Origin of the sequence: Bacillus cereus group sp. MYBK216-1, assembly GCF_051916495.1 — a bacterium.
Lineage (GTDB): Bacteria > Bacillota > Bacilli > Bacillales > Bacillaceae_G > Bacillus_A > Bacillus_A thuringiensis_K.
In genome coordinates this window covers 653,987-679,073 of sequence record NZ_JBQAGT010000003.1, presented here as the reverse complement: position 1 = coordinate 679,073, position 25,087 = coordinate 653,987, and the positions used below count along the sequence as shown (strand labels likewise).

The window sequence follows — 25,087 nt, the reverse complement described above, 5'->3', positions numbered from 1 at the left end:
AACAATCGTCTATTTTTGAAAATATAAGTTCTACACTCGTTCCCTTCCTCTTATCATTATTTGTTACAACTCTCACCATTTAAAAACAAAAAAAAGCCCTAATTTCTTTAGGACTGTTTTAAACTAATTTATTTACATTATTAATTTTATATACTATCTTTTTCCATGTTATACCTCTATCCGTTGTAGTAAATATTTCTTTTTTATTACACGCCCAACCTTTACGCCGATTAAAAAAATGTAAACAAAATACATTTTTCAACAATGGATTACTTGATACCTTTATCCATTTTGCTCCTTTTTTTATTATTTGATATACACTTCCATGTTCACTATTTATAACCCAGCCATAATAGGAACTAAAAAAAGAAACAGCCGCTTTACTAGTATTTATTGTTTTATTTGAAATATGCCACGAATTCCCCTTATCAAATGAGTAATTCATTAAAAATACATCATTATTCATTTTAGTTGGTATTACTAACAAGTTATTTTTATAGATTGCTTTATAAGCCATAGAAGTCTCATTATTACTTCCTTCAAGACTTGGAATATCTTTTATAGGCTGCCAATTTACCCCGCCATCTATTGTTTTAAATACCGCTGATGTTTCATATTGTTTGTGCAATGAAATAAATCCAACTAACTCGTTTATAAATGTTATTCCTGAAATACTATCACTAATACTTATATTTTTAATTACTTTCCATACTCTCCCTTTCGTTTTCATGTAGTATAAATTATGTTCAAATTTATTTGATGCAAGCTTTCTAGACAATACAATCCATATACTATCCATATTGGTGGCATGCAATTGTACTTGAATATCAGTCGATTTCTCCCACTCTTCTTCAATTGGTAATATAAACTCACTCCATCTTTCCCCTCTATTAACTGTATAAAATATAGCGGGCAATAAATCATCATTAGTTTTTGTTAAACCATATGCCCAAGAGCTTCGAGCATTTATTGGATATCCAAATAATATAATTGAATTTAGAGGATTAACAACTTCCCATTCTACTCCTCCGTTTCGAGTATATAAGATAGCTTGCTTTTTATTTGTATATTGAATACCAGCCCACCCAAATCTATCAGTTCGCATTTGTAAAGAAGTAAATTGAATATCATTATTTTTCAATATATCACCTCATTCTTATCATATATATATATTCGTATGCTATTATTTTCAAAACGTTCTATCATTAGTTGTTAGTACCACTCGTTTTATCTACTATCTTTACACATTTACTTTCTCTTTTCCTCACCAACCAAATATCAATAAATAATGTATCAAATCTAATAAAGTTCCTTTTATTTTTTCATTCTCATTTCATAACGACTGTATTTCACAAAATTCTACTATAAAAAATGCACCCCAATTGTAAAACTATTTCTAACAATTAGAGTGCACTTTATATAAAATATAGCTTTAATTTTTAAGCACTTACTACAGCAGCAACTTTATCTAAACAAATAATAAACTGATTAATAAATGCGTCAATTTCCTCTTTCGTAATAATATACGGCGGAAGTAATCGAATAATATTCCCTTGTGTTACATCGACTAACATTCCTTTATTCATTAGCTCAATCTGTAATTTCTTCACATTTTCATACGTATCATTCAGACTAATTCCAAACATCATGCCAGCATGACGTACTTCCTGAATATAATAAGAATTTTCTTTCTGAATTTCTTGTAATTTATCATTTAAATATAGTGACGTTTCATACGCTTCTTGCATTAAACCATCGTCAATCAATGTGTTTAATACAGTTAACCCTAAAGCCGTTCCCATAGATGAATGAGCAAACGTTGTACCGTGATCTCCAGGTGCAAATACATCACATAACTTTTCACCTACAATAATTCCTCCTAGCGGTATCCCGCCTCCTACTCCTTTACCAATTTGAATAATGTCCGGTGTAATATTAAAATTTTGATAAGCAAATAGTTTTCCCGTTCTACCCATACCACTTTGAACTTCATCAACGACAAGAAGTACATTATATTTTTCACATAAATATTGAATACCATGTAAATATTCACTTGATAAAGGATAAATCCCCCCACTTCCTAAAACAGGCTCTAGCATAATCGCAATTGGGTTCTCTTTAATAATGGTCTCTTCTAATTGGTCTATATTTTCGCGCTCTACTTCATATACAGGAATAGATGTTTTAGGGAAATTTTGATATACCTTTTCTTGTCTCGTAAAATGTAGTGCCCCTAACGTCCTCCCGTGAAAACTATCTTTTAACACAACTACTCCATCACGTTCTTCATTCGCAATAGTTCTATATTTATCAATTAATTTTAATGTCGTTTCTGTCGCTTCCGTACCAGAGTTTGTAAAAAAGACTTTTCCGCTTTTTAAAGTACACTCTACTAATTTCTTTGCATACTCAATTGCAACTGGGTTTAAGAAATGAAACGGTAAATGCAACGATTTCGCAACTTGCTCCATTGTCGTTTGTACAATTTTAGGATGATTGTATCCTAATACATTTACTCCTACGCCAGAAAATAAATCTAAATACTCTTTACCATCTACATCATATAGATTACATCCTTCTCCTCTTTCCATTGCAACCTCTGTACGACAATATGTAGACACCATATATTCTTTATCTAATTGAAACCAATCCGACATGTTAAATTCCTCCTAGTTATTTTTCCTTTTTTAACGTTCATTCTCTATATAATCGTTTATAAATTAAGTTTTAAGATTGAAATTTTAATAGTGGTTTTCTTCCACATTTTTATTAAAACGTGTGCTTTCTCTTCCCGATATTCATTTTTCCATAATTTCTTCTATTTCAACAGGTCCACTACATATGTGTTTTTTTCATCTAGCGGTATGTTACTGCTTTGAACTTTGCATGTCATACATAATTGGGACTATAAAATCATATTTAGTAACAATCGACGAAAAAATTTGGAGGCTATATCGATGAATGAAAAACATGATAAATATAAAAAAGATTTATTAGATGAAGACTTTAATAAACATCGAGAACTTACTGAACCAGCTAAATTCCACTCTCAAACAGTTGGTTTACGTGGCCCCGTACTAGAACAAGATAGTGTACTGCATGAGTCATTACAACAATTTATTCATGAAAAAATTTTAGAAAGGCCTGTTCATGTAAAAGGATTTGGTGCGTTCGGTTATTTTCAAACGATATATTCGATGTCTGAACATACTAAATTAAGTTTTTTACAAAATTCTAATGAGAAAGTTCCTGTTATGGTTCGATTTTCGTTAGCTGTTAGTACGAAAGGAACACCGGATACTGCTAGAAATGTACGCGGTTTTTCTACAAAATTTTATTCAAAAGAAGGAATTTTTGACCTTTTATGTAATCACATTCCTGTTTTTTCTGTTCGTGATCCAATGCGTTTCCCTGAAACGATTCAAGCATTATTGCCTTCACCTAAAAATAACTTAATAGACCCGAATAGATTTTGGAGTTTTGTCGCTAAAGCACCTGAATCGATTCATTTTGTTGTCCGTTTATACTCTAATAATGGTACGACCAAAAGTCTTCGCCACATTCCAGGACATAGTGTTAATACATATGTATGGAGAAATGCGGAAGGTAATCGAAAGTATGTAAAGTATCATTGGTACCCATTTGAAGGTGTACAATACATTACTAGTAAAGAAGCAATTAAATTAGCTGCTGAAAATCCTGATTATAGCGGGAAAGATTTATATGATGCTATTAAAAATGGTAAACCAGTGGAGTATGGTTTATACGTCCAGCTCATGGATCCGAAAGATGAAGCGCACCTATCTTATGATCCTTTAGATGACACAAAAGTATGGGATGAACAGACGTATCCTCTCATACCAGTCGGGAAAATGGTATTAAATAAAAATCCTGAAAATTTTATGGAACAAGTAGAAAAGGTCGCATTCTCTCCTTCTAATTTACTGGATGGTGCAGAACTATCAGATGATAAAATGCTGCAAGGGCGCGCTAACATTTACAGTGATTCACAAAGAAGAAGAATTGGTCCAGAATTTCGCAAATTAACGATTAACCAGCAGCAAGATTGGACACCTGCTAATCAAATTACAACCGGTGAAGGAAGGTACGTTGAAGGTAAACTTGAAAGAACTTCTATAACGAAACAGGATGACTTTACGCAGGCTGGTGAATTTTATACGAAGTTACAGCCGATAGAAAAAGAGCATCTCGCTGAAAACTTAGCTAGTGATTTAAAAGTTATATCCGATGATATCAGAAAGGTCGTTTTAGGGTATTTTCATAAAGTGTCTGCTGATTTAGCTGCAAAGATTGAGAGTGCGTTGCAAAAGATTTAAGCATATAAAAAACGTCATTTTAATGTTTAAAATAACGTTTTTTATAGAAAAATTACTAATAAAATTTATTGTCTCGTTTATAAATTATTAAAGATAGATTCTCCTGTAAGATTTTCGTTATTTCATTTTATATTATGATACTCATTTTTCTTTTTCATATAATCTTTTTCACATTGCAACGGCTTGAATTTCACTTTTTTCCCTTTCTTCTTTTTCGTTTTTATAACGAGCCATTCCCCTTTTTCAACGTCTAGTTTTAGGCGTTTCATTACATTGATATTATCTTTTTCTTTATAAAGTAAAAATGCTTCTTGCGCCCTCACAAATAGGCTGGGCTGTTCGCTAAATCCACCACTATCATAAATTTTAGTTAGCGAAGTATAATAAGAATCATTTTCCTTTCCACCATACATCAAATGAGCAGCCTCCAGATCTCTTTTACTTACTTCCCAAAAACTATGTTCATCAATATTTAAATTAAATGTGGATTTAATGTCCTGTATTATATTCTTCACATACTTTTCATCTCTAACTTTTCTTTCTTCGAGACAATCCGAAGATAACTCTGGTGCATCTGATTGGGAATGTACAACGTGTTGTATCGATACACACAGAATAAATACGCTTAAAATGTAAAATATTTTTTTCATATTTACATATCACCTCAAATGATTTAGATACTATATCATTTGAGGCTTACAATATTCTTATGCTAATAATAGGAAAGATCCTATAAAATAAAATTTTTATAGGATCTTTCCTTTTAATATTGCTTTATCAAATTCACGGGCGAGGCAACTACCTTACTACTTTTCACATCATATAATCCTATAGGTGTTACTCGTACAAAAGGCAAGTGCGTCGCAGAAAAGAATAAAATTGTAAATGCTGGATCATCATACGCGTAGCCACGCTCTTGTAGTAATTTCACCATCTGTTTCTCTTCCTGTATTAATTCTCTCATTTTTAAATTAGACATAATCCCGAGCAATGGTAATGCTATTTCGTGTAACACTTCATTGTTTTCTGCTATGACCATTCCACCACCGAGCTCTTTTACTCTACGAAAAGCTGTAAGCATATCTTCTTTTCTTTTTCCTATAAGAATGATGTCACCTGTACCAGAATAAGAGCTAGCAAGCCCACCTAGTTCTTTTGCAAAACCTTTCACAGCTGTATTCACTTGCCAACCGCCATCACGAGCAATCATCATAAGGAAACATTCATCATGATCTGTGGACAATTCATCACAGTCTATATTGATTTCACTAGTGTATGGTTTTGTAATAACGTTATTTAATAAGTGTATCCCCGTTTTATTAGAGAAAATCATATCCTCTTTTTCTATTGACCAATCTAGTGATAATGGAGTTACTTTATGTTTACTCCAGTCTATATGTAATGCCTCATGTGTATTTACACCGTCACGCTTCACCCATTTCCCCTTTGCAATTACACTTATTGGAACCGGGTTTTCTTTACTTTCCAAAATATTAATATTAGCAATTCTACCTGTCGCAATTGAACCATGTAGATGTTCCATATTGTAATAACGAGCGATATTATAGCTTGCCATATGATAAGCATCTATTATTGGCACTCCTTGTTTTATCGCGGTAGCTATCATTACATTTGTCATTCCATTTTCATAGAACGAAGGATGTGAACCGTCTGTCGTAAGAATAAATCTATCAAACTGCTTTACTCCTAGTTCCAGCAATTCTTTCAGTAACACTTCTAAATCTGGACGGATTGAAGAATTTCTTAGGGAAACCGTGTAACCTTGCATAAGACGAGCAAAAGCTTCCTGTCCTGTCATCGCCTCATGATCACAATCTGTACCTAACAGTTTTAACTTTGCTAAAGTCGTTTCAGATGCTCCTGGAAAATGTCCTTCTACTTTTTTTTGTAATCGTTTCGTTTCCTGCACCCAATGTAACATTTCATCATCGCCATGTAATAACTTTGGCCACGCTGTTAGCTCACCGCCTTGAAGAACTGCTTTATGCTTTAGCCACTCTATTATTTCTTCACGATTAAATAAAGATTCCCCGTTTTGCAATTCAGTCTGTCCATCAAAACGACACCACCAATACATACTTGCTGGAATCTTTTCAAATTCATCTAATAAACAAAATGCTTCTTCACGTTGTAATGTGAAAAATAAAGTTAAATTATCATTAATAAAAGTAGTCGTCCCAAATTGCATCGCATAATTCGCTAACGTTTCTGGATTATATAATTGATACGGATGTGCATGCGGTTCTATGTAACCGGGTACGACATACTTTCCTTCACAATCAATGACTTCGCATCCTTGTAGTTGCACTGGTAGTTTTTCTCCTACATAAATAATGCGATCATCATAGATCCAAATATGTGCTTGCATCCACTCGCGTATATAGGAATTTAAATAAGTTGCATTTTTCAATAAAATGTGTGGACTTCTTGTGCCGTCTATTACTTCAACATGTTCTCTTAATTGCTTGTTACTCCATCTAAACTGATTTTCTCCCAATGAATTTCACTCCACATCTAGTTACTATTATTTATTAAAATAAAAATAATTAACAAACTAAAGTATTATCCATTCATAACTCCCCTGTATAACCCCTATCCCCTTCATTATATGGAATGATTGTAAAAATAACAATTTTCAGAATCAAAAACACACCTCTTTGCTCAACAATAAAAAAGGATGTCGTGTAACTGACATCCTTTTTATTGTTGAATTACACTTGATGTCATACTAGGAATGCTAATACTGTCCTTTACAACAGAATGCTATTCGCTTTCTTTTCATCTATTTCTTAAATTCAATTTGCATCATTTTATTAAACTGCGGAACAATATCGATCCCACCTATAGAGTTAACACTGATAGCCAATGTATGTTTGCCTCCAATTACTCCCCCAGCAAAAGTTGTAAATCCAGGAATTCCTCCTCCATGCCCCCAAACTGAAACACCGTTTGGAAGTTTAGTCTCATAGATTCCAAGACCGTATGCGTCACCAACCCCTTTTCCTTCTATAGGAACTGTAGTAAGCATTTCTTTTAGCTCGCGTTCCTTCAGTAACTTACCACCGAGTAAAGATGAAAAGAACTTATTTAAATCATCCGCATTAGAAATCATATCTCCAGCTGCATTAGCTAAACTCGGATTATAATAAGTAATATCTTTCAACTCGCCTGTTCCTTCCATTTTCACATATCCACGAGCATGATTCTTTCCTGGGATGACGGGTGAATTTCCTGGTAAAAACGTATTTGATAGGTCCAAAGGTTCAATAATTCGCTTTTCGATTTCTTCCGCATAACTATTTCCAGTTATTTTTTCAATAAGCATTCCTAGTATTACGTATCCTGTGTTTGAATACAACCAGTCTTTACCCGGTGAGAAATCTGGAGGCAGCGAAAGGCCTATTTTCACTATTTCTTCTGCTGTATACGTTTTTTTCGAATTCATTATGTCCGCGTCTTTTGACTTTAAGTATTCAGCGATACCACTCGTATGATTCAAAAGTTGTCGTATCGTAATTTGATTACCATCATACCCACTTCCTTGCACGAGACCCGGTAGCCACTTTTCAATTGGATCGTCAAGTTGTAAGCGATTTTCTCCTACTAATTGAAGAATAGTCGTGGCAGTAAACGACTTCGTCACACTACCAATCCGAAAGCGATAATCCGAATTCACCGGTTTCTTTGTACTTAAGTCCGCCACGCCAGCAGTAAAACTACTAGTTTTTCCGTTATTAGACGCCTTAGCTAATATTCCTACAGCACCAAGCTGTACTGTTTCCTGCATTACTTGTTTCCAGCCATTACGATTCTTTTGATCATGTACTTGTGACGAACTAGAAATATTTTGAGTTGACTCTGCAGTCACAGTAAAACCAGGTGTGAATAGAGCAGTACCCGCTAATAAAACTGCAAAACTTGCTAACTTAATTGAATTACATTTTTTCATAAGGCTTTCTCTCCTCCATTAATATCGGATTGATTCAAGCTATACTTTCATCCTATATGATAAATCTCTCTTTTTTCTTATCCATTCCTTACGAAATACTTACTTTCAAAATTTGGCGACCAGATGAGAAAAAATTATGTATGGAAATAAAAAAAGAACGTGTTTTCATTTATAAACACGTTCTTTTAAGCACTCTATTAACTTTTACCATCCTGCACTAGCGTTCATACCATTTCCTATAATAGTAAGAAGTAGTGGCCACAGTACTGGTACTAACGTAAGAAATAGATTAAACAGTATAAGTATTCTATATCTTCCAGGAATATTATAATTTTTACGATTAACAAATAATACAAAAACTAACAATATTATGGTCGTTACAAACAAAAGTAACACTAACAACCAATACCAAACCATTAAACTGAGACTCCATGGCTGTAATAGCTCGTGTACAATACCAAAGGTGATTCCCAATACTGCAAAACTAAAGGTAGTAATTGTTGCTTTGATAAACAATTTACTCGTTTTTTTATCGTATGTATACTTACAATATAAATCTATTATCGTGTATAAAGATAAAAATGCCATTAATACACCTATCCAAGACAATAACCAGTCTCCGCCTCCTCTAACTACCATAAACAGAAACCAACACATCCCTGCTGCAGAAAAAATAAAGGAAAGGAGTATGTTTTTCAATACCGGTTTCATTCTGTTTTCACACCCTTACAAAAATTTAAAAATAAATAATAATTTCTTATTTACATGCTACTAGTAATTGTTTTATCTCTTTTTCATTCTATATTGATGTAGTGAAGATAACTCCACAAAAAATGTAACGAGCAATACTCTATTAAGACAACCCATTTCCATTAGTATTGATATAAAAAAGTAAGTATACATTACCATATAATTAAATATAAGTAAATAAAATTAATTATATGGTAATTTTATTTACTTATATTAATGTCACCCTTTACCGTCTCGCTCTATCCATCGTACAGTCTTCTCTACATCTAAATCCGTATACGTCTTTTCACCATAACGAACAGACTCATATATCGAAATAATATCTCTCGTTCTACAAATTCTCGTTAACCATTGTTGCATCGTTTCATAAGACCTTCTTTGTTCGTGAAATGGTAATGTTCTTTCCCATTCAACTAACGTTTTCCTTATCGTATCTTTAGGTAACGGCTGTTCAAACTGATGCTTCACTTTCTTGTTCTTTTCGGTTCTATCCGTATTTTCCTTTGTTATCGATTGTTTATCCTGTTCTATTTCTGATTTTGTTACCTTTTTCCTCATTAATTTATAAAAAGCATATAGAATAACTAATGCAATAATTACATAAAAAACGACACTAATCCATGCATTTGAAAGAACAGAAAACACATCAGTCCATGAATTTTTTCGTACAAAAAGTGGAATTTCCCTATATATTTTTGTTCTTGTATCTACAACTCCTATTTCTTCATCTATAATTCTTTCAGGTTCATCAAACTGTGCGTCTACACTAGTAAAATCATAATTTCTTTCCGATATTGTCTCCGTCTTACTAGAAAAAAGCCCATTTACTATGTCTTGTACATGCACAACACCTTGTGATAACGTTATCGCACTAACCGTAAAGAAAAGTAGTATTAATACTCTAACACTCCACAACTTTACTTTCACATGTCTCTCTTTATTAGCCATGACATAAACCCCTTCTTATTCTTTAATTACGACCCATTTATTCGTTCTACTGTATTTCCTTGGGGAAGTACCAAGAATTAAAGGAACCGCATCTAATTCCTTTCGCCGAAATCCAGCTGTGTAAAAATAAGAAGAAGTTATAGGTGTATCTTGATCCGATATTGAGGCAAGTACCTTTAATACATTTTGCAAATGTTTCCGGTTATCTCCATTTTTTATATGTAGCAAACCATTATCTTTCACACTATTAATCCATACTTCAAACGAACAGTTTTGCATAAGAAGTTGTTTACATATGCCTGCTGTTAATTCAATTAATTCTTCTATATCATTTCGCAAAGAAACACCACTTTTATTTTGCAAGTTGAGATAAATCGCGTATTTATCACATTGTGTTCGCTCATACTTTTTCGCAGTTATCGTCCCTGTTTTCGCTGTTGCACTCCAGTGGATGGAACGAAAATCTTCATTTTCATAAGACTTTACTCCCATTACTTTCGTTTCATCATATAAGGGTGAAGACATCGCTTTTCGAAATCCTCGTGACCATTCTTGTAATTCAGGAACTTGTATTTTCGGAACAGCTGGTAAGACTAAATAAGAGGGCATATCAACTTGTTTATATGTTATATGGTTCGTTATAAATCCAAAGAGATCAGTAATAACAATTTCAACTTCTTCCCATTTCGCGATGCCTCTTTTTAACGCTACAGCTTGCAAATCAAATGAAACTGACTCCCTTCCTTTTAAATTAAAATTCATATAATAATTTGAACCTGTACTATGATTTTTGTTTATTTCATCATGATTCCAAGTTAGCTTATTTTCACATTTAAATCGAAATACAATATTAAGAATAGGAAATATCGACTTGTTTGAAATTTTCATTTTGCACATATTCGTTTCACCTATAAAAACGTTCGAATTCCCTTGACTGTATTCCCATTCAACACGAGATACTTTACGTATATATACATGCATAGCACCTATTAAAATTACATATAAAAATACGAGAGATAAAAACAGTAGATTACTTGAAAATACACTTAAAATAACGGCTACAACTGACATAACCCCCATTACGAAAGGCTCCGCTAAAGGTGTATACACAAGCTGTTGATTCATCGTACATTCTCCACTGGCACACTAATCGTATGAAGAATTTCTTTCATAATTTGTTCTTTCGTCGTTTTCATCTCTCCCTCAATCGTTAACGTTAAACGATGAACACAAACGGATGCAGCGAGCGTCTTAATATCATCTGGCGTACAGTAATCTCTTTCATTTAATATTGCCCGTGCTTGAATTGCTCTCATAAATGCCAACGTTCCCCGAGGGCTTACACCAATTTCAATTAACTCATGGTTACGAGTTGCTTCAATAATTTCAAGGAGATAATCTTGCACATCATTCCCTACTAACACTTCTCTTGCACGCTTTTGCATCGTAATAATTTCTTCACTTGAAATAATAGAATGTAACGTTTCTAATGGATCATTCATTTGAAACCGATTCATCATTTCCTTTTCAGCTTCTCTCGTAGGATAACCTTGGCGTATTGTGAGTAAAAACCGGTCTAACTGAGCATCTGGTAACGGAAATGTGCCGGCTGATTCGAGTGGATTTTGCGTTGCTATAACTAAAAAAGGTTCTGGTAATGAATGTGTCTGTTTCGCAATTGTAACAGTACGCTCTTCCATAACCTCAAGTAACGAAGATTGTGTTCTCGGTACAGCTCGATTAATTTCATCCACTAATACGATATTTGCAAAAATAGGACCTAACCTCGTTTTAAAATCCGATTCCTTCACATCAAAATATTCAAGACCAATAACATCTCCAGGCAAAGTATCCGCTGTAAATTGTATTCTTTGAAATTTAGCGTCCACACTTTTAGCCAAGCTTTTCGCTAACGTTGTTTTTCCTGTCCCAGGTACATCTTCTAATAAAATATGCCCCCTTGCTATAAGAGCTATAGCTGCCAGTTCAATCGATTCATCTTTTCCTATAATAACTTTCGAAATATTATTAGTAATCTTCTTTAATGTACTCATATAGTATCTACCACCTTTAAATTATCTAAAAATTAAGAATATATTTTTTCCAAATTATAACATGTAATTCGAAGATGAAATAGAGTGAAAATGAATCTTTTATTTTTTCTTCATTGCACGCAAAAAAGCACCTATTATCGTATATTGACAATAAGGTGCTTAACTCACGTAATTTTCATATTGGGTATTTAACACCTTATATACATTCACTATCTTTCTATTTCACTCCAAATATCAATATCACTTTCATTTAAAATCGATTTAATTTCGTCTTTCTCAAAAACTACTAAATAATTATACGGTAAAGCTAGTACTTGAATAATTGCAGGTTTCATTTTTAATAATTCGTAGGCGTATATGGTCTCTAATTCTCCTGATACTTCTTCATTAATAGGACCTATATACCAACCCGAATCACCTTTATCACAACCACTAGATCTTTGTAAATAAAGCCCTTCTTGTTGCAACACATTTTTCGCTATCCCAACCTCTCTAGCTGCAGCAATATTGTCTTCCTGCTCTTGTAAGTTCAATTGTTGTTCTTGCAAAGTAAATTGTTTCATCTTGGTTTGCCAGCTTGTACTTCTATAATCTCTTGAGTTCGTCTCATTGTTTCTTTAAAGAATCGACATTGATTTCTATTAGATATCCTAAGTACACTCATACTCTCATCTGCCTCTTATTCTTGCAACCAATTTCGTGCCACTGATGAACACCCTTTACAGGTGTTAAAAACATAGAAAAACCTTGAAAAGCATATATGCCAATCAAGGTCTCAGTTTATATACCACCTATTATTTACATATTCCACTTTCCCATACTCTTTTTCCGTCAGTTAAAAACACTGCACTTGGCGGATCATCATAGAGAGAAATTTCAACCAATGAACTTTTTTCTTGTATCAACCAATTATATACAATACCTTCGTTAGTAGAAGGTTGAGATAAAATATGATTTACTTGAAATGCTGTTGCATAATATTCTGCGTATGCGGGGTCATCATCATCTAATCCATTGTCTGTCTCATAAAATGTGTCTGTTTTGCCTATAATTCTCAACCCACTGTTCCACTCTAATATGATTTCTACACCTTCATGCTCTGTTAATGTTTTAAATAAAGAATCTGCTTCCATAGACATCCTCTTTCTTAATTTTATTCTGATGGTTTTGCTGGTACTATATGGGCACCATCTTTTCCATAATGTATCATTCCTCTATTAGTCTCTATATATTGTCCGGTCACAGTGTCATAGTATTTACCTATTGGTTTACCAAAGTCCACTCTTTCTTTATTTTTGGTAACAGTGGTTCCTTTTCCGGCAAACTTATCAAGCAATTCTTGCGCTATTTTATTATCACCATAGAAAATGCTCTTATTTTTTCCATTTGCTAATTCTTGTTTATAGTTCGGTGTATCAGGAATATGCTTTTCTTGAGCTCCTGCTTTCACTTTTATTGGATAACCATTTACTTCACGGTATGGACCTTTAGGTACAGAATCTTTTCCATAAGAAGGTATTCGATTACTCGCACCCTTACCCCCACCAGAAGACTGAATTTTTTGAATAGTACCCTTAGTATTTTGAATCGATTTATCCCATACAAATCCACCATGTGCAAAAAGACTAGCCCCAGCAGCTGTTGCTGCTATATCTAATGGGATAACAATTGGTGACGCTAACCCGCCAGTTCCTACTTCTGCCACGATAGTTAAGAAATTAGATCCGCCTATGAGCGAGATACCTTCAAACATTTCTACAATGGACCCGACTATTGATATAACATTTCCAGCCAACCTTCCAGCTTGGTAAGTTGTCTTACTTTCTAATTTATCATTCTCATGTGGTTGTAGTCCAAAAAAGTTTTCTAGTGCTGCATCACCAGCACCTTGAAAAAATTCGATAACTCCATGCAAAAACGTTTGCGCATAAATGGCTGTTTTTTCATGCCATGATCTATTGTCTTCCTGCTCTTGTAAGTTAAATTGTTGTTTTTGCAAAGTAATTTGTTTCATCTCGGTTTGACGAGCTGTTTCTTCTATAATCCCCTGAATCGAACTCACCCAATCCATATTCAACCCTTGTGTACTAAACGTCCCACTCACAGGACTAAATCCTTTCCCACTTTGCACTTCAGCGAGTCCGGCTGTGATGCTAGCTGCTAATTGGAGAGCGGTGCTGTAGTTGTTGCTGGATGAATGATTGAATTCATATAGACGCTCTAGTTTTTCTTCTAGTTTTTTTCTCATTGTACCTAATACCGTTACAATTGCACCTACTCCGGGCATTGGTGTAAGTACTTCTATTGCTTCTATACTTGTAATCGATTGATTGGCATGTCTCGTAGAGTAAACTGCTACGATAATCCAGTCGTTGAAAACTTCTTCATATCATGAAAGAGAATTGTGGAAGCACTTCATCATTTGAAACTTTTGTTTTGGTATTTTTGAATATATAATTCACCGTACCAAATATTGTAATTCCGAAATAAAAAGCACTTGTTGCTTTTAGTCGACAATCAAGTGCTTTAAGTTCATCTGTTTATTAAGTAGGATTATTTGGGGAAATTTCCAATTAACTTTACAATATCTTTAAAACTTACGAATTCATTAGTTTGATGTTTATTCCATTTATTTATATTCTTAGCCCACTAATAGCTATCTCGCCTAGTTATTGTTCTTATATTCAAAAGAATTACCTCTCTTCTTTGCACAAATATAAGTATTGGCCAAACTTAGGGAATGCATCCCAATTTCTAGATACATCATCTTTTATCTCTCGCTCTTCTACTTCTCCAGTTTTAGAATCTTTTTGCTCCATAGCAATATGACCATTTTCTTGATACCCCAAAATCATACTTTTTAACTGTGTATCCCCGTCATATTCCCAATACATTATTGTCCTTAGGAATAGTCTATTATCTTCTTTAACAATAAAATCGTAGTGTAAATATTTACGAAGAAAATCATCAAAAAAACTTACCGATACCCATTTCTCAGTGACATTTACTAAATACTTTGGCTGCTCTCCATCACTAAGAACAGCAGTATAAGAATGACGATTTTCATGAAGTGTCTTGGCTGCATTCTCATCAATAATATTCCAAGGCTTCTTTTTTATATTAGACCACTTATCACAATAATAAATTTCCATTAATTATACACCTTCCCATTAATATCACGAATAATAATCCCTTTCTCATTCGCCTCTTCAATAATTTTTTGTGGAACTGGCTTTGTTTGTACAGGGATTTCCAAAATTAACTCTCCATCTAGTCGACCACCTTTTAAAGCATTAGGATTAAATTTGCCTGAAGAAATTTCTGAACCGGAAGAATACTTTTTAGTAAACTCACTTAAATAACTTAATGCCGTCTTTTCTTTTACTTCAGCCAATTGGGTAAATTTCCTCGAGACAATTTCTTCACTCGGAATATAAGAATCTACAACATATTTCTTCCCATTGATTTCCTTTGCCTCTAACTCTACTTCATTATAAGGATATCGAGGACGATTTTCCTTATTAAATCTATTCCCTGCTTCCCATTGCTTTTTCACAAAGTCCGGTATTGATTTCTTTTTAGATAGTGTTTCACCCGTACCCTTACCACCATCTTTAGACTTCGCAAACTTATAAAAAGCTTCTAATAATTCGCCTTGAGGTATTTTGGTTACAATAGTTCCACCAACACTAGAGAATGCATAGGAAGCATTTCTCTTAAATGATTGTAACATTTCAAGGGTAGGCTTCAATTCTTTTGCTAGTTTTTCTGCATTAGCAATTGTACTTATTCCACTTGATGTCTTTGCGATATGACCGATTTTATTTAGCGCCTTTAACTTATTTACTTCTCCTACATAATATATATACTCTGAAATACTCTACTTAATTTACAGAACCATTCGTAAACACAAAAATAGTGGCAGTTGGATTCTCCAAACTACCACTATTTTTAACCTCTTAATTCATTAAATTCCGTATAAATTAGTTTTTCAACGTTACTCATGATACACAATGTTTTAATTTGCTTATTATAGAACTTCCTCTACATCGACACTCTCTACCTTCACTTCATACATATTTGGGATATTTACTTCTTTTGGTACCCATGCATAATAATTTTGATCATTCTCTAACATAAATTGAACTAACTTTGTTTCTGAAACATTCCAGAAATTTTTAAGATTATCGATGTAGTCCTCTAAATCTTCTTTATAGTCCAATTGTAATATATAATCTCTTACCGTCAGAGCAAACACAATTAAACTTCCTAATAGATTTTTTTGCTCATTTTCTTCTTCATACTCTTGTGGTAAGAACCACACTTGACCTATTCCTATCGTTTTTTTGTATTTTTCATAAAAACTACTATCGTCCATATTATCATAGTCATGGATCAATTCATTGACCAATGAATGCCATTTTGGCGGAATAATGTTTTCCAATGCAGGATTATGTTCAATTCCTTCTACTATATCCTCGATTTCTTCTGTCTCATCTTCATAGTGATATTCACTTAGGTCTATATGCTTAAATTTCATTTCATTTTTATAATGTGCCAAATCATATGGATAATGATTATTATCTTTTAAACTTGTATCATCAAGTTCGAGTATCTTTACTATTGCAGCTGTCTCAAAGCTCCAATACCCTACATATCCAGGTTCTTTATGCGCATTTTTCCATTCATAATCATAATGGCCTTTAAACCATTCTTTCTCCATGTACGTTTGTAATCTTTTAGATGCTTCTTTTTTATCTGTTTGTGCAAGTTCTATAATCTCTCTCGTTTTTGCATATGGATTTTCTTTATAATATCTGTTCGTCATTTTTGTGTATCCGATATCACTAGCGCATAAGAGGAAATCGATTACTGCGTCATTCATATTTTCTTTCTCAACTAGCTTAGCTAAACTTACAAGATTCTTTTTCTCCGTCTCTAATAAAATTCCTAGAGATATCATCCAAATTAGATTTAAATATCCAACTTCTCTTTCCCCTATATGCCCCAAATCAATAAGAGCGTTGTCAAAATCTCCTTCTATTGTATGGATAGCTTCTCCTAGGGAATATTTTGCGTTAATATCCTCTAACTCATAATTAAAATTTAATAGATACCTTCCTTCTATAAGACTTTTATTATCTTTAGCCTTTCTTTGAATACCATTCCTTTCATCTTCTTCAAAACTTTTAATCTCCTCTCTATTTTCCTCAATAAACTCTTTATTATATTCTATTCCTTCTCTACATTTTTCTTCTATACATAAAGGATCTCTCATACTATTCAATTCCTCCTAACTTCTAAATTATGGCCATTCTCCAATGTTGTTTCCTTCTTCATCTAACCTATATGTTTTCACATTTCCACTACTATCAACCTTTGATAACACTCTCTCAACTTCCTGATCTTGTAATGCTTTCGTAATCTTTGATGCTAATTTTGCATCTCCATCAACGGCCTTCAATATTCTACTTTTTCGGGTCTTCGCACCATTCAACCAACCATCTGACATTTGTGGTCCATCTTTAGTTTTTCCTAATTGTGAACTACCAAACTTTGCTTCATCAATAACATATTTAATATTTGAATTTGGATTTGCATTTTCGTATAATCCATCAATCCCTTTTACTATTTTATCATTTATGCCTGTTGGTGCACTTTTTCCGACTGGCTTTAAATCAAATCCAGCTTCTTTTAAACTTTGATTATTCAATAAATTGTCATTAGATTTTATTTCACCATAATTACCTTTTTTTGCTTTTTTTCATAATATTTTTCTTGGCTTCTACAACTTTTAATTGATGTTCATTTAAGTTTCTAGCAACATAATGCTCTCTGCTACTTTATCAACTTGAACCATACCCTAAATAAAAAGCACTTGTTGCCTTTAGTCGACAATCAAGTGCTATAAGTACATATTTCTGTTACAAGCGTAATTAAATATTTTTTGATTATTTTAATAATAATTATCTCTTTGTACTAATATTATTTTTTCGCATAGAGAATTTATTCATTTTTAAAATGAACCATGTCATAAGGATAATAAGAAATATCTTTTAATATACTATCATCTAATCCTAAAATTTTCATAATTGCTCCACTTTCAAAACTCCAATAACCAAAATATAATTTTTCTTAATGTTTATGGCATTCATACCATACCATATTATTATGCCCAACATACCATTGCCCTAACAAGTATTTTTTCATGAATTCACAAGATTTTGTATTATCATTACACAAAATAACATTAATCAGACTTTTAAATGGCTTTTCAAATAACCAGCTATATTTTCGAACTGTAATCACTTCTTAACAACTACTAATCTACCTCTATTATTTGTATCCCTTCTTTGGTTTCTGGACAATCATTAATGCTTCTTTTTAATACTCATCTTCAAATAAACAATTATATATAGTAACACCTGTTTCCTTTAACTCTAACGAAACATCCTCCACTTCAATACTTAACGTTTCTTTATCAAGATTCTTTATTCCGTTACTATCTAATAATTTTAAAATACTACTTCCTATTTTCTTAGATTCATCATTGTATGGCGAGGACTCTTCAACTAGCTCGATTGTACCATTAGTGTATCTATATCTTAAATATTTAACCACTGCATATGGCGCGATTGCCGAAATCATTAGCATTACACAATTAATTTCTGATTGCTTCCGAACATACTCACTGAATTCTACACTACCAAAACGAAATTTCACATCTAGTGGTAGAAAAATGTAAGAAAAACATGATGAATAACTAAAATCAGTAATATTATCAACGTTTATATTTGATATTTTATTAATTTCTCCATCCCAGAAATGTTTATCAACAAATTTCCCCAAAACATATTGGAAATCACCTTGTTTATATAATTTATTAACAACTTTTAGTATCTCATCACTCATAATTATTCTCCTTTATTGTACAGGGTATCCATGTATATTTCCTTTACCATCCATATGAACCTTTACCCTCGTTTCTCCATTTGGACCTATTGGTTTTCCAAAATCATGTACTCTAACACTTCCATCTGGCTTTACTGGTGTTCCTTTCACCCATGCTTCTTGTGTCTCTACTACTCCATTCTTCCCTGCTCCCCACTGCGATTTGGTTGAGACATTATTCCCATGACCAGGAACATGTTTACCTTGTTTTCCTGCATCAACTTTTGGAGCCCCTGAAACGCCAGCATCAACATGTCCTTGACTTGCTAGTTTATCATTTTTTCCAATGTTCCCTGCTACACTGGCTCCCTGGCCACCATCACCATTACCCTTACCTCCACCAGAAGACTGGATTCTTTGAAGAGTATCCTTAGCATTTTGAATCGATTTATCCCATACAAATCCACCATGTACAAAAAGACTAGCCCCAGCAGCTGTTGCTGCTATATCTAATGGAATAACAATTGGTGATGCCAATCCACCAGTTCCTACTTCTGCGACGATAGTTAAGAAATTAGATCCACCTATGAGCGAAATAGCTTCAAACATTTCTACAATGGACCCGGCTATTTAATAATTTTGCCCTGTTTTTTTTAATGTTTTTTGACATTGAAAAACATACTATATAGCATCAATTGAAGCCTATGTGCCTGTGAAATGCAAGGTACGAAAGTGCATTCGCTCAAATAATAATTTTCAATTGAAATCAACAAAAGAGACCTCAAATGTGAAGTCTCTCTTGTTGATTATTTTCCATAAGTAACTCGCCATTTATTTGTTTATTTTAAGACAGATAACGTGGTTCATTCAAATATATATCTTAAAGAAAAAATTTTTCCTGCCGTCATAATCTAGTAGAATAGATTCAAGTAATTCTTATTAATTGCGATAAACTCACTAGGAATCTCATCTGCTAACCAAACTTTTTCATTTCCTAAATAAAATTTAACGCCTTCTTCTCTAGCTTTTTCAGTATTAACTTCTAAAATAATAGGATGCTTATCTTTTCTTTTCCCCACTAATTCAGCAGTTATAATATCTTCAGAAAGATGGACATATTGTCTCGACATAGGTGATAGACCATTTGATTCAATAGAATTTAAAAAGCGAGGAGATGTACCATGATAAAGAAATTTAGGTGGAACGCCTTCTTCCTTTACTATTTTCATGGGAATAGAATGTCCATACAACGCACGAATTTTATTTTCTTTTAGCTCATGCCTTTTTTTCTCAGATTTCTCAATCATTATTTTTAAATCTTCTATCTTCACATCTCTCCATTCAATGGATTGGTGAAGTGCTTGTAAAAGTTGCTCAACAGAAACCCACCCATTCTCATCTAACTCCAATTCGTATTCCCATGGAGCATGACGTAAAGCATAAGATACTTCTTTACTTAAATTTGTATAGAATTTTTGTTTATTCAATTTCTTCACTCCGATTGTAATCAATCATTTCTTTCATAGCAACTTCGACCCACTCCCAAAAATCATCAAACTCTTTTCTTTGTTCAAAGCCTTCAGAAGCAAAATCATGAATAAGTTGAACTTTACTTCCTTTGCCGATTTCAAAACATGCAGTATCATCATTATCAACTCTTTTAGCAAAAGGAATCAGCTTACGATTAGGATATCTTTTCTTCATACCAGAGTATATGTTAGTAGCCTGTTCTGATTCCTTTAAAAACCATATATCAAAATTAACTACATCTAATTTGACTAATAAGGTAACAGTTTAAATGCCACCTATTATTTACACATTTTTCTTTCCCATACTCTTTTTCCGTCAGTTAAAAACACTGCACTTGGCGGATCATCATAGAGAGAAATTTCAACCAATGAACTTTTTTCTTGTTTTAACCAATTATATACAGTACCTTCGTTTGTATTAGGTCGAGATAAAATATTATTTACTCTAAATACAGCTGCATCATATTCTGTATAATTTATATCATCCTCATCTAGTCCATTGTCTGTTTCAAAAACTGTATCTAGTTCTCCAATAATCCTCAATCCACTTTTCCATTCTAGTATCATGTCACTATGTTCATAATTTATTAATGTTCCAATTAAAGAATCGTACCCCATTTACATCCTCTTTTCTTATGATTTTTATGGCCTTGATGGTACTATATGAGCGCCATCTTTTCCATAATGGATCAACCCTTTAGTAGTCTCATGGTATTCACCAGTATTGCGGTCATAATATTTTCCTATTGGCTCACCAAAGTCTACTCTTTCTCTACCGTTTTTTAATAGTTCACCTTTCCCGGCGAACTTATCAAGCAATTCTTGCGCTATTTTATTATCGCCATAGAAAATGCTCTTATTTTTTCCATTTGCTAATTCTTGTTTATAGTTCGGTGTATCAGGAATATGCTTTTCTTGAGCTCCTGCTTTCACTTTTATTGGATAACCATTTACTTCACGGTATGGACCTTTAGGTACAGAATCTTTTCCATAAGAAGGTATTCGATTACTCGCACCCTTACCTCCACCAGAAGACTGGATTTTTTGAATAGTATCCTTAGTATTTTGAATCGATTTATCCCATACAAATCCACCATGTGCAAAAAGACTAGCCCCAGCAGCTGTTGCTGCTATATCTAATGGAATAACAATTGGTGATGCCAATCCACCAGTTCCTACTTCTGCGACGATAGTTAAGAAATTAGATCCACCTATGAGCGAAATAGCTTCAAACATTTCTACAATGGACCCGGCTATTGATATAACATTTCCAGCCAACCTTCCAGCTTGGTAAGTTGTCTTACTTTCTAATTTATCATTCTCATGTGGTTGTAGTCCAAAAAAGTTTTCTAGTGCTGCATCACCAGCACCTTGAAAAAATTCGATAACTCCATGCAAAAATGATTGCGCATAAATGGCTGTTTTTTCATGCCATGATCTATTGTCTTCCTGTTCTTGTAAGTTCATTTCTTGTTTTTGCAAAGTAATTTCTTTGATCTCGTTTTTTCGAGCTGTTTCTTCTATAATCCCCTGAATCGAACTCACCCAATCCATATTCAACCCTTGTGTACTAAACGTACCACTCACAGGACTAAATCCTTTCCCACTTTGCACTTCAGCAAGTCCGGCTGTGATGCTAGCTGCTAATTGGAGAGCGGTGCTGTAGTTGTTGCTGGATGAATGATTGAATTCATATAAATGCTCTAGTTTTTCTTCCAGTTTTTTTCTCATTGCACCTAATACCGTTACAATTGCACCTACTCCAGGCATTGTTGTAAGTACTTCTATTGCTTCTATACTTGTAATCGATTGATTAATTCCCCTTATTTGTTCTCTTATTTCTTGTTCAATCACATCTGTCGAAGCAACTTTCGCTTGGAACTCATTTGGAAATGCTTCATTTTGGCGAATTAATTCTTCACATAGGCATATGATTCCTTGCGCTAGTGGCCGAAATGTTTGGACAAGGTAGGCTTTTGCACTACTGTATGTTTGTCCTTGTAATACTGTGTCTATCGCAAAGGCATCAATAGATTGAATGGCTTGTTCCATACTTTGAATCGTAGCATTACATATAGCGTTCATACTTTGAGTTTGATTTTGTACTTCTCCCAAATACATGTTTAAACTCATGTATTGGCCTCCCTTTGTAGTTGCTGCTGTTCATAGGAAAGGTCGTTTTCTTTCTCACTGAGATGCCGTTTTTCTTTAAGCAACGTCTCTTTTTCATTTTCTAATTCGAATGTAAGTTTTCTTTCATACTGTCCGATTTCTTGCCGCATATTCGTAAAAAGGTGAAACACTTCTTTGTCGCCGTGCCAAGTTTCTAGTATTCGGTTAAATAAACGATTGCTTCTATTTTTCCATTCATGAAAACTAGCCTCAGCTCGTTCTTGATTTTGCAGCGCGATTCGGTTTTCATTTTGTTCTTCAAATATAATTCGTAATTTTTGATTACATTGATTGATTCTCGTTTCAATTCCTTGACTCATCTTTTCTCCCTACCTTTTCCCCTTTACGTAGGTTGTTACATTATTGAAAAGTCTTTTGAAGTCCTGTATCCATTTTCTCAAATTCATTTGCTACGGAATGGATATTATCAATTGTTTGTTGAAAAGCAGTACAAAATTGTTTCGTGATCTGTAAATTTTGTTGATTTGCTTCTTGTGCTTTGAAGTTCACAGATAGTGTAGTACGCGTTGCCTTATTTATAGAGCGACTAGTAGCACTTTGCATTCGATCTGAAGCATTTCTCATTTTCGTTGCAAGTTGCGTTGCCGTATGCAAATTACTTTGAAATTCTCCCATCACTTACTCCCCTCTACCTTATATTTTCAAGAAAATTATACCATGGAAAAATATTCTAATAAACCGAATGTTCGAATTTAACATACAATTCACCACTATTATTGAACATAATTTCAACATAACTGTGTCGAAATTATGTTCTACTTATACAAAAAAGATGACTTCAGCCATATGCTAAAGTCATCTTTTTCTACCTTATTATTTTACTAACTCTCCATTATAAGCTTTTATATTAAGCGGAGCAGTTAAAAACTGTGCTGCTTTACTAACGAAAGATGTGAAGTGTTCACTCGTATTATGACTCGCAACTGCTGCTTCATCTTTCCATACTTCTACCATCGTATAAACACTTTCTTTTTCTGTATCTTTATATAAGTCATAAGATACATTTCCACTTTCTTCTTTTGAACCGTGAATGAGTGGCTGAATTTCTTCTAAAAATGCTTGTTGTTTCGCTGGATCTACTTGAAATATTGCGTGAATAATAATCATGGTGTTTCCCCTCTCATCTTTCACTTATTGAAGTTCTTTTATAAAATTATTTCCACTCTGCAACTTTTTCAATTGGAAGACGTACTGATTGGTAACCACTGTCTGCAGCTTTCCCGATTGAAATTAACATAACTGGTACGTAGCGTTCTTTATCTAGTCCAAATGCTTCTGCAATTTGGTCTTTTTCAAATCCACCAATTGGACAAGTATCATAACCGTGCGCACGAGCTGCTAGCATAAATTGCATCGCTACAAGACCACCGTCAATTAATACTGTATCTTTCATTACTTCTGGTGTAACCATAGAGAAGTAAGCTGAAAGTTTTTTCATTTGATCTTCTTTTACTTCTGCTGGCATAAGTCCACGCTCTACTGCTGTACCGTAAATTTCTTCTGCGTTATCAAAGTTGTTTAAATCACCAAATAAAGCAATCATTGCTGAAGATGTTTCTACTTGAGATTGATTGAATTTCGCAAGTGGCGCAAGTGTTGCTTTCGCTTCGTCACTTTCAATCACTACGAATCTCCATGGTTGCATGTTTACTGAAGATGGTGCAAGTGTTGCTTCTGTAAGAATTTCTGTCATTTCTTCTTTGCTAATTTTCACTGAAGGGTCGTACTTACGAATTGAACGACGTCCTGTTAAAATTTCGTTAAAATCATTTGTTTTTACTGAGTTAGTCATAGTTGTATTCTCCCTTTTTTATAATTCTTTTATATTTTCTTGAATGTGATTTAACATATTTAAAAGATTATCGCGTTCTTCCTCACTTAATCCTTTAAATGCAGATGCTGCAAAACGTTCTTTTTCCTCTTGAAACGCTTGAATTTTATTTCGTCCCTCTTCAGTAAGAGAAACTAACGTAATTCTGTTATCTTCTGGATTTTTACGTCTTACAATCATTTCATTGGCCTCAAGCTGCTTTAAATGCCTTGTTATCGCAGCATTATCAATATTCACTTCTTGCTGAAGTGCTTTTTGACTAATTTCACCTACTTCAAATAATTGAAGTATAAGCTCTAATCGAGACTGGCTCATACCCGTACACCCTTCAAATTTCGAACTTACTTCTTTATTTAGAAAGTGTAATTTATATAAAATAATCGCTTCTTTTGAGCATGAACTTGTCAAATTAACCCTCCTTTACAATCAAAATAAAAACATTTGATGTATCAATAGTTGATATGTCAATTAATATAATCTATATCGATTTAGAATGCAAGCATTTTGTTTTTATTTTATTTTTTCCAAATTAAGGCGCTTTGTAGCGTTACAAATAATGTTAATTGCACTATAATAATACTAAT

24 protein-coding genes and 5 pseudogenes are annotated in these 25,087 nt (G+C 33.5%); 1 reads left to right on the top strand and 28 read right to left on the bottom strand.

What is annotated here, in order from left to right; genetic code table 11:
- Window positions 1-118: 118 nt before the first annotated feature.
- Entirely contained in the window at window positions 119-1,141 is a 1,023-nt protein-coding gene (locus tag ACTFRH_RS13705) for a hypothetical protein (protein ID WP_000794259.1), read from the bottom strand.
- Window positions 1,142-1,439: 298 nt separating this feature from the next.
- Complete coding sequence (locus tag ACTFRH_RS13700; RefSeq protein ID WP_001286512.1) at window positions 1,440-2,657, bottom strand: aspartate aminotransferase family protein; 1,218 nt, start codon at window positions 2,655-2,657, stop codon at window positions 1,440-1,442.
- A gap of 300 nt (window positions 2,658-2,957) precedes the next feature.
- Between ACTFRH_RS13700 and ACTFRH_RS13695 the strand changes: the two genes are divergently transcribed.
- The gene (locus ACTFRH_RS13695) at window positions 2,958-4,337 is read left to right on the top strand and encodes a catalase (protein WP_001003074.1); all 1,380 of its coding nucleotides are present in this window, start codon (window positions 2,958-2,960) and stop codon (window positions 4,335-4,337) included.
- Between the two features lie 122 nt (window positions 4,338-4,459).
- On the opposite strand, the gene ACTFRH_RS13690 is transcribed toward ACTFRH_RS13695, so the two are convergent.
- From ACTFRH_RS13690 to ACTFRH_RS13565, 26 genes and pseudogenes are all read right to left on the bottom strand, one after another.
- Window positions 4,460-4,987, bottom strand: a complete 528-nt coding sequence (locus ACTFRH_RS13690) for a hypothetical protein (protein ID WP_000719377.1) — start codon at window positions 4,985-4,987, stop codon at window positions 4,460-4,462.
- Window positions 4,988-5,100: 113 nt separating this feature from the next.
- The gene (locus tag ACTFRH_RS13685; protein ID WP_000504434.1) at window positions 5,101-6,855 is read right to left on the bottom strand and encodes an adenine deaminase; all 1,755 of its coding nucleotides are present in this window, start codon (window positions 6,853-6,855) and stop codon (window positions 5,101-5,103) included.
- A 285-nt stretch (window positions 6,856-7,140) separates the two neighbouring features.
- Window positions 7,141-8,307, bottom strand: coding sequence for a serine hydrolase domain-containing protein (locus tag ACTFRH_RS13680; protein WP_000710635.1), 1,167 nt, complete (start codon window positions 8,305-8,307; stop codon window positions 7,141-7,143).
- Window positions 8,308-8,511: 204 nt separating this feature from the next.
- Window positions 8,512-9,018, bottom strand: a complete 507-nt coding sequence (locus ACTFRH_RS13675; RefSeq protein WP_000805745.1) for a DUF3902 family protein — start codon at window positions 9,016-9,018, stop codon at window positions 8,512-8,514.
- Between the two features lie 258 nt (window positions 9,019-9,276).
- Window positions 9,277-10,005, bottom strand: coding sequence for a hypothetical protein (locus ACTFRH_RS13670; RefSeq protein ID WP_001284448.1), 729 nt, complete (start codon window positions 10,003-10,005; stop codon window positions 9,277-9,279).
- Window positions 10,006-10,020: 15 nt separating this feature from the next.
- Entirely contained in the window at window positions 10,021-11,130 is a 1,110-nt protein-coding gene (locus ACTFRH_RS13665) for a DUF58 domain-containing protein (RefSeq protein ID WP_001075938.1), read from the bottom strand.
- Complete coding sequence (locus ACTFRH_RS13660; RefSeq protein WP_000105662.1) at window positions 11,127-12,059, bottom strand: AAA family ATPase; 933 nt, start codon at window positions 12,057-12,059, stop codon at window positions 11,127-11,129. Before ACTFRH_RS13660 ends, ACTFRH_RS13665 begins: the two co-directional genes overlap by 4 nt.
- A 209-nt stretch (window positions 12,060-12,268) precedes the next feature.
- On the bottom strand, window positions 12,269-12,622 hold the full coding sequence (locus ACTFRH_RS13655; RefSeq protein WP_000808870.1) for an immunity protein Imm33 domain-containing protein: 354 nt from the start codon (window positions 12,620-12,622) through the stop codon (window positions 12,269-12,271).
- 231 nt (window positions 12,623-12,853) lie between these two features.
- Window positions 12,854-13,192 (bottom strand): hypothetical protein, encoded by a 339-nt coding sequence (locus ACTFRH_RS13650; protein ID WP_000387012.1) that lies wholly within the window; start codon window positions 13,190-13,192, stop codon window positions 12,854-12,856.
- 20 nt (window positions 13,193-13,212) lie between these two features.
- Window positions 13,213-14,400 (bottom strand): annotated as a pseudogene (locus tag ACTFRH_RS13645) (polymorphic toxin type 50 domain-containing protein); the annotation flags it as partial.
- A 352-nt stretch (window positions 14,401-14,752) separates the two neighbouring features.
- Window positions 14,753-15,211, bottom strand: coding sequence for a hypothetical protein (locus tag ACTFRH_RS13640; RefSeq protein ID WP_000409335.1), 459 nt, complete (start codon window positions 15,209-15,211; stop codon window positions 14,753-14,755).
- A pseudogene (locus ACTFRH_RS13635) lies at window positions 15,211-15,894 on the bottom strand (cytoplasmic protein); the annotation flags it as partial. The pseudogene ACTFRH_RS13635 and the gene ACTFRH_RS13640, both read right to left, overlap by 1 nt.
- 195 nt (window positions 15,895-16,089) lie before the next feature.
- Window positions 16,090-17,337 carry a PoNi-like cognate immunity protein gene (locus ACTFRH_RS13630; RefSeq protein ID WP_001205553.1) on the bottom strand — a complete coding sequence of 416 codons (1,248 nt, stop codon included), beginning with the start codon at window positions 17,335-17,337 and terminating at the stop codon, window positions 16,090-16,092.
- Window positions 17,338-17,364: 27 nt separating this feature from the next.
- Window positions 17,365-17,772, bottom strand: coding sequence for a hypothetical protein (locus tag ACTFRH_RS13625; RefSeq protein WP_001064791.1), 408 nt, complete (start codon window positions 17,770-17,772; stop codon window positions 17,365-17,367).
- Window positions 17,773-18,065: 293 nt separating this feature from the next.
- Window positions 18,066-18,368: pseudogene (locus ACTFRH_RS13620) on the bottom strand (PoNe immunity protein domain-containing protein).
- A 75-nt stretch (window positions 18,369-18,443) separates the two neighbouring features.
- Window positions 18,444-18,971 (bottom strand): hypothetical protein, encoded by a 528-nt coding sequence (locus tag ACTFRH_RS13615; protein ID WP_001278746.1) that lies wholly within the window; start codon window positions 18,969-18,971, stop codon window positions 18,444-18,446.
- Window positions 18,972-18,983: 12 nt separating this feature from the next.
- Window positions 18,984-19,580 (bottom strand): annotated as a pseudogene (locus ACTFRH_RS13610) (hypothetical protein); the annotation flags it as partial.
- Between the two features lie 281 nt (window positions 19,581-19,861).
- Window positions 19,862-20,437, bottom strand: a complete 576-nt coding sequence (locus ACTFRH_RS13605) for an RNA 2'-phosphotransferase (protein WP_001041380.1) — start codon at window positions 20,435-20,437, stop codon at window positions 19,862-19,864.
- Window positions 20,430-20,732 (bottom strand): annotated as a pseudogene (locus tag ACTFRH_RS13600) (hypothetical protein); the annotation flags it as partial. The pseudogene ACTFRH_RS13600 and the gene ACTFRH_RS13605, both read right to left, overlap by 8 nt.
- Before the next feature lie 26 nt (window positions 20,733-20,758).
- Complete coding sequence (locus ACTFRH_RS13595; protein ID WP_000540189.1) at window positions 20,759-21,097, bottom strand: hypothetical protein; 339 nt, start codon at window positions 21,095-21,097, stop codon at window positions 20,759-20,761.
- A 24-nt stretch (window positions 21,098-21,121) separates the two neighbouring features.
- Window positions 21,122-22,612: a polymorphic toxin type 50 domain-containing protein gene (locus tag ACTFRH_RS13590; RefSeq protein WP_000056061.1), complete on the bottom strand. Its 1,491-nt coding sequence runs from the start codon at window positions 22,610-22,612 to the stop codon at window positions 21,122-21,124.
- Window positions 22,609-22,971 (bottom strand): DUF3958 family protein, encoded by a 363-nt coding sequence (locus ACTFRH_RS13585; protein WP_000077520.1) that lies wholly within the window; start codon window positions 22,969-22,971, stop codon window positions 22,609-22,611. The genes ACTFRH_RS13590 and ACTFRH_RS13585 overlap by 4 nt, the downstream gene beginning before the upstream one ends.
- A 40-nt stretch (window positions 22,972-23,011) precedes the next feature.
- Window positions 23,012-23,287: a TIGR04197 family type VII secretion effector gene (locus tag ACTFRH_RS13580; RefSeq protein WP_000503639.1), complete on the bottom strand. Its 276-nt coding sequence runs from the start codon at window positions 23,285-23,287 to the stop codon at window positions 23,012-23,014.
- A gap of 198 nt (window positions 23,288-23,485) precedes the next feature.
- Window positions 23,486-23,779, bottom strand: coding sequence for a putative quinol monooxygenase (locus tag ACTFRH_RS13575; protein ID WP_000583801.1), 294 nt, complete (start codon window positions 23,777-23,779; stop codon window positions 23,486-23,488).
- Between the two features lie 46 nt (window positions 23,780-23,825).
- Window positions 23,826-24,464 (bottom strand): nitroreductase family protein, encoded by a 639-nt coding sequence (locus tag ACTFRH_RS13570; protein ID WP_000185391.1) that lies wholly within the window; start codon window positions 24,462-24,464, stop codon window positions 23,826-23,828.
- A gap of 18 nt (window positions 24,465-24,482) precedes the next feature.
- Window positions 24,483-24,911, bottom strand: a complete 429-nt coding sequence (locus ACTFRH_RS13565) for a MarR family winged helix-turn-helix transcriptional regulator (protein WP_000204164.1) — start codon at window positions 24,909-24,911, stop codon at window positions 24,483-24,485.
- Window positions 24,912-25,087: the final 176 nt, after the last annotated feature.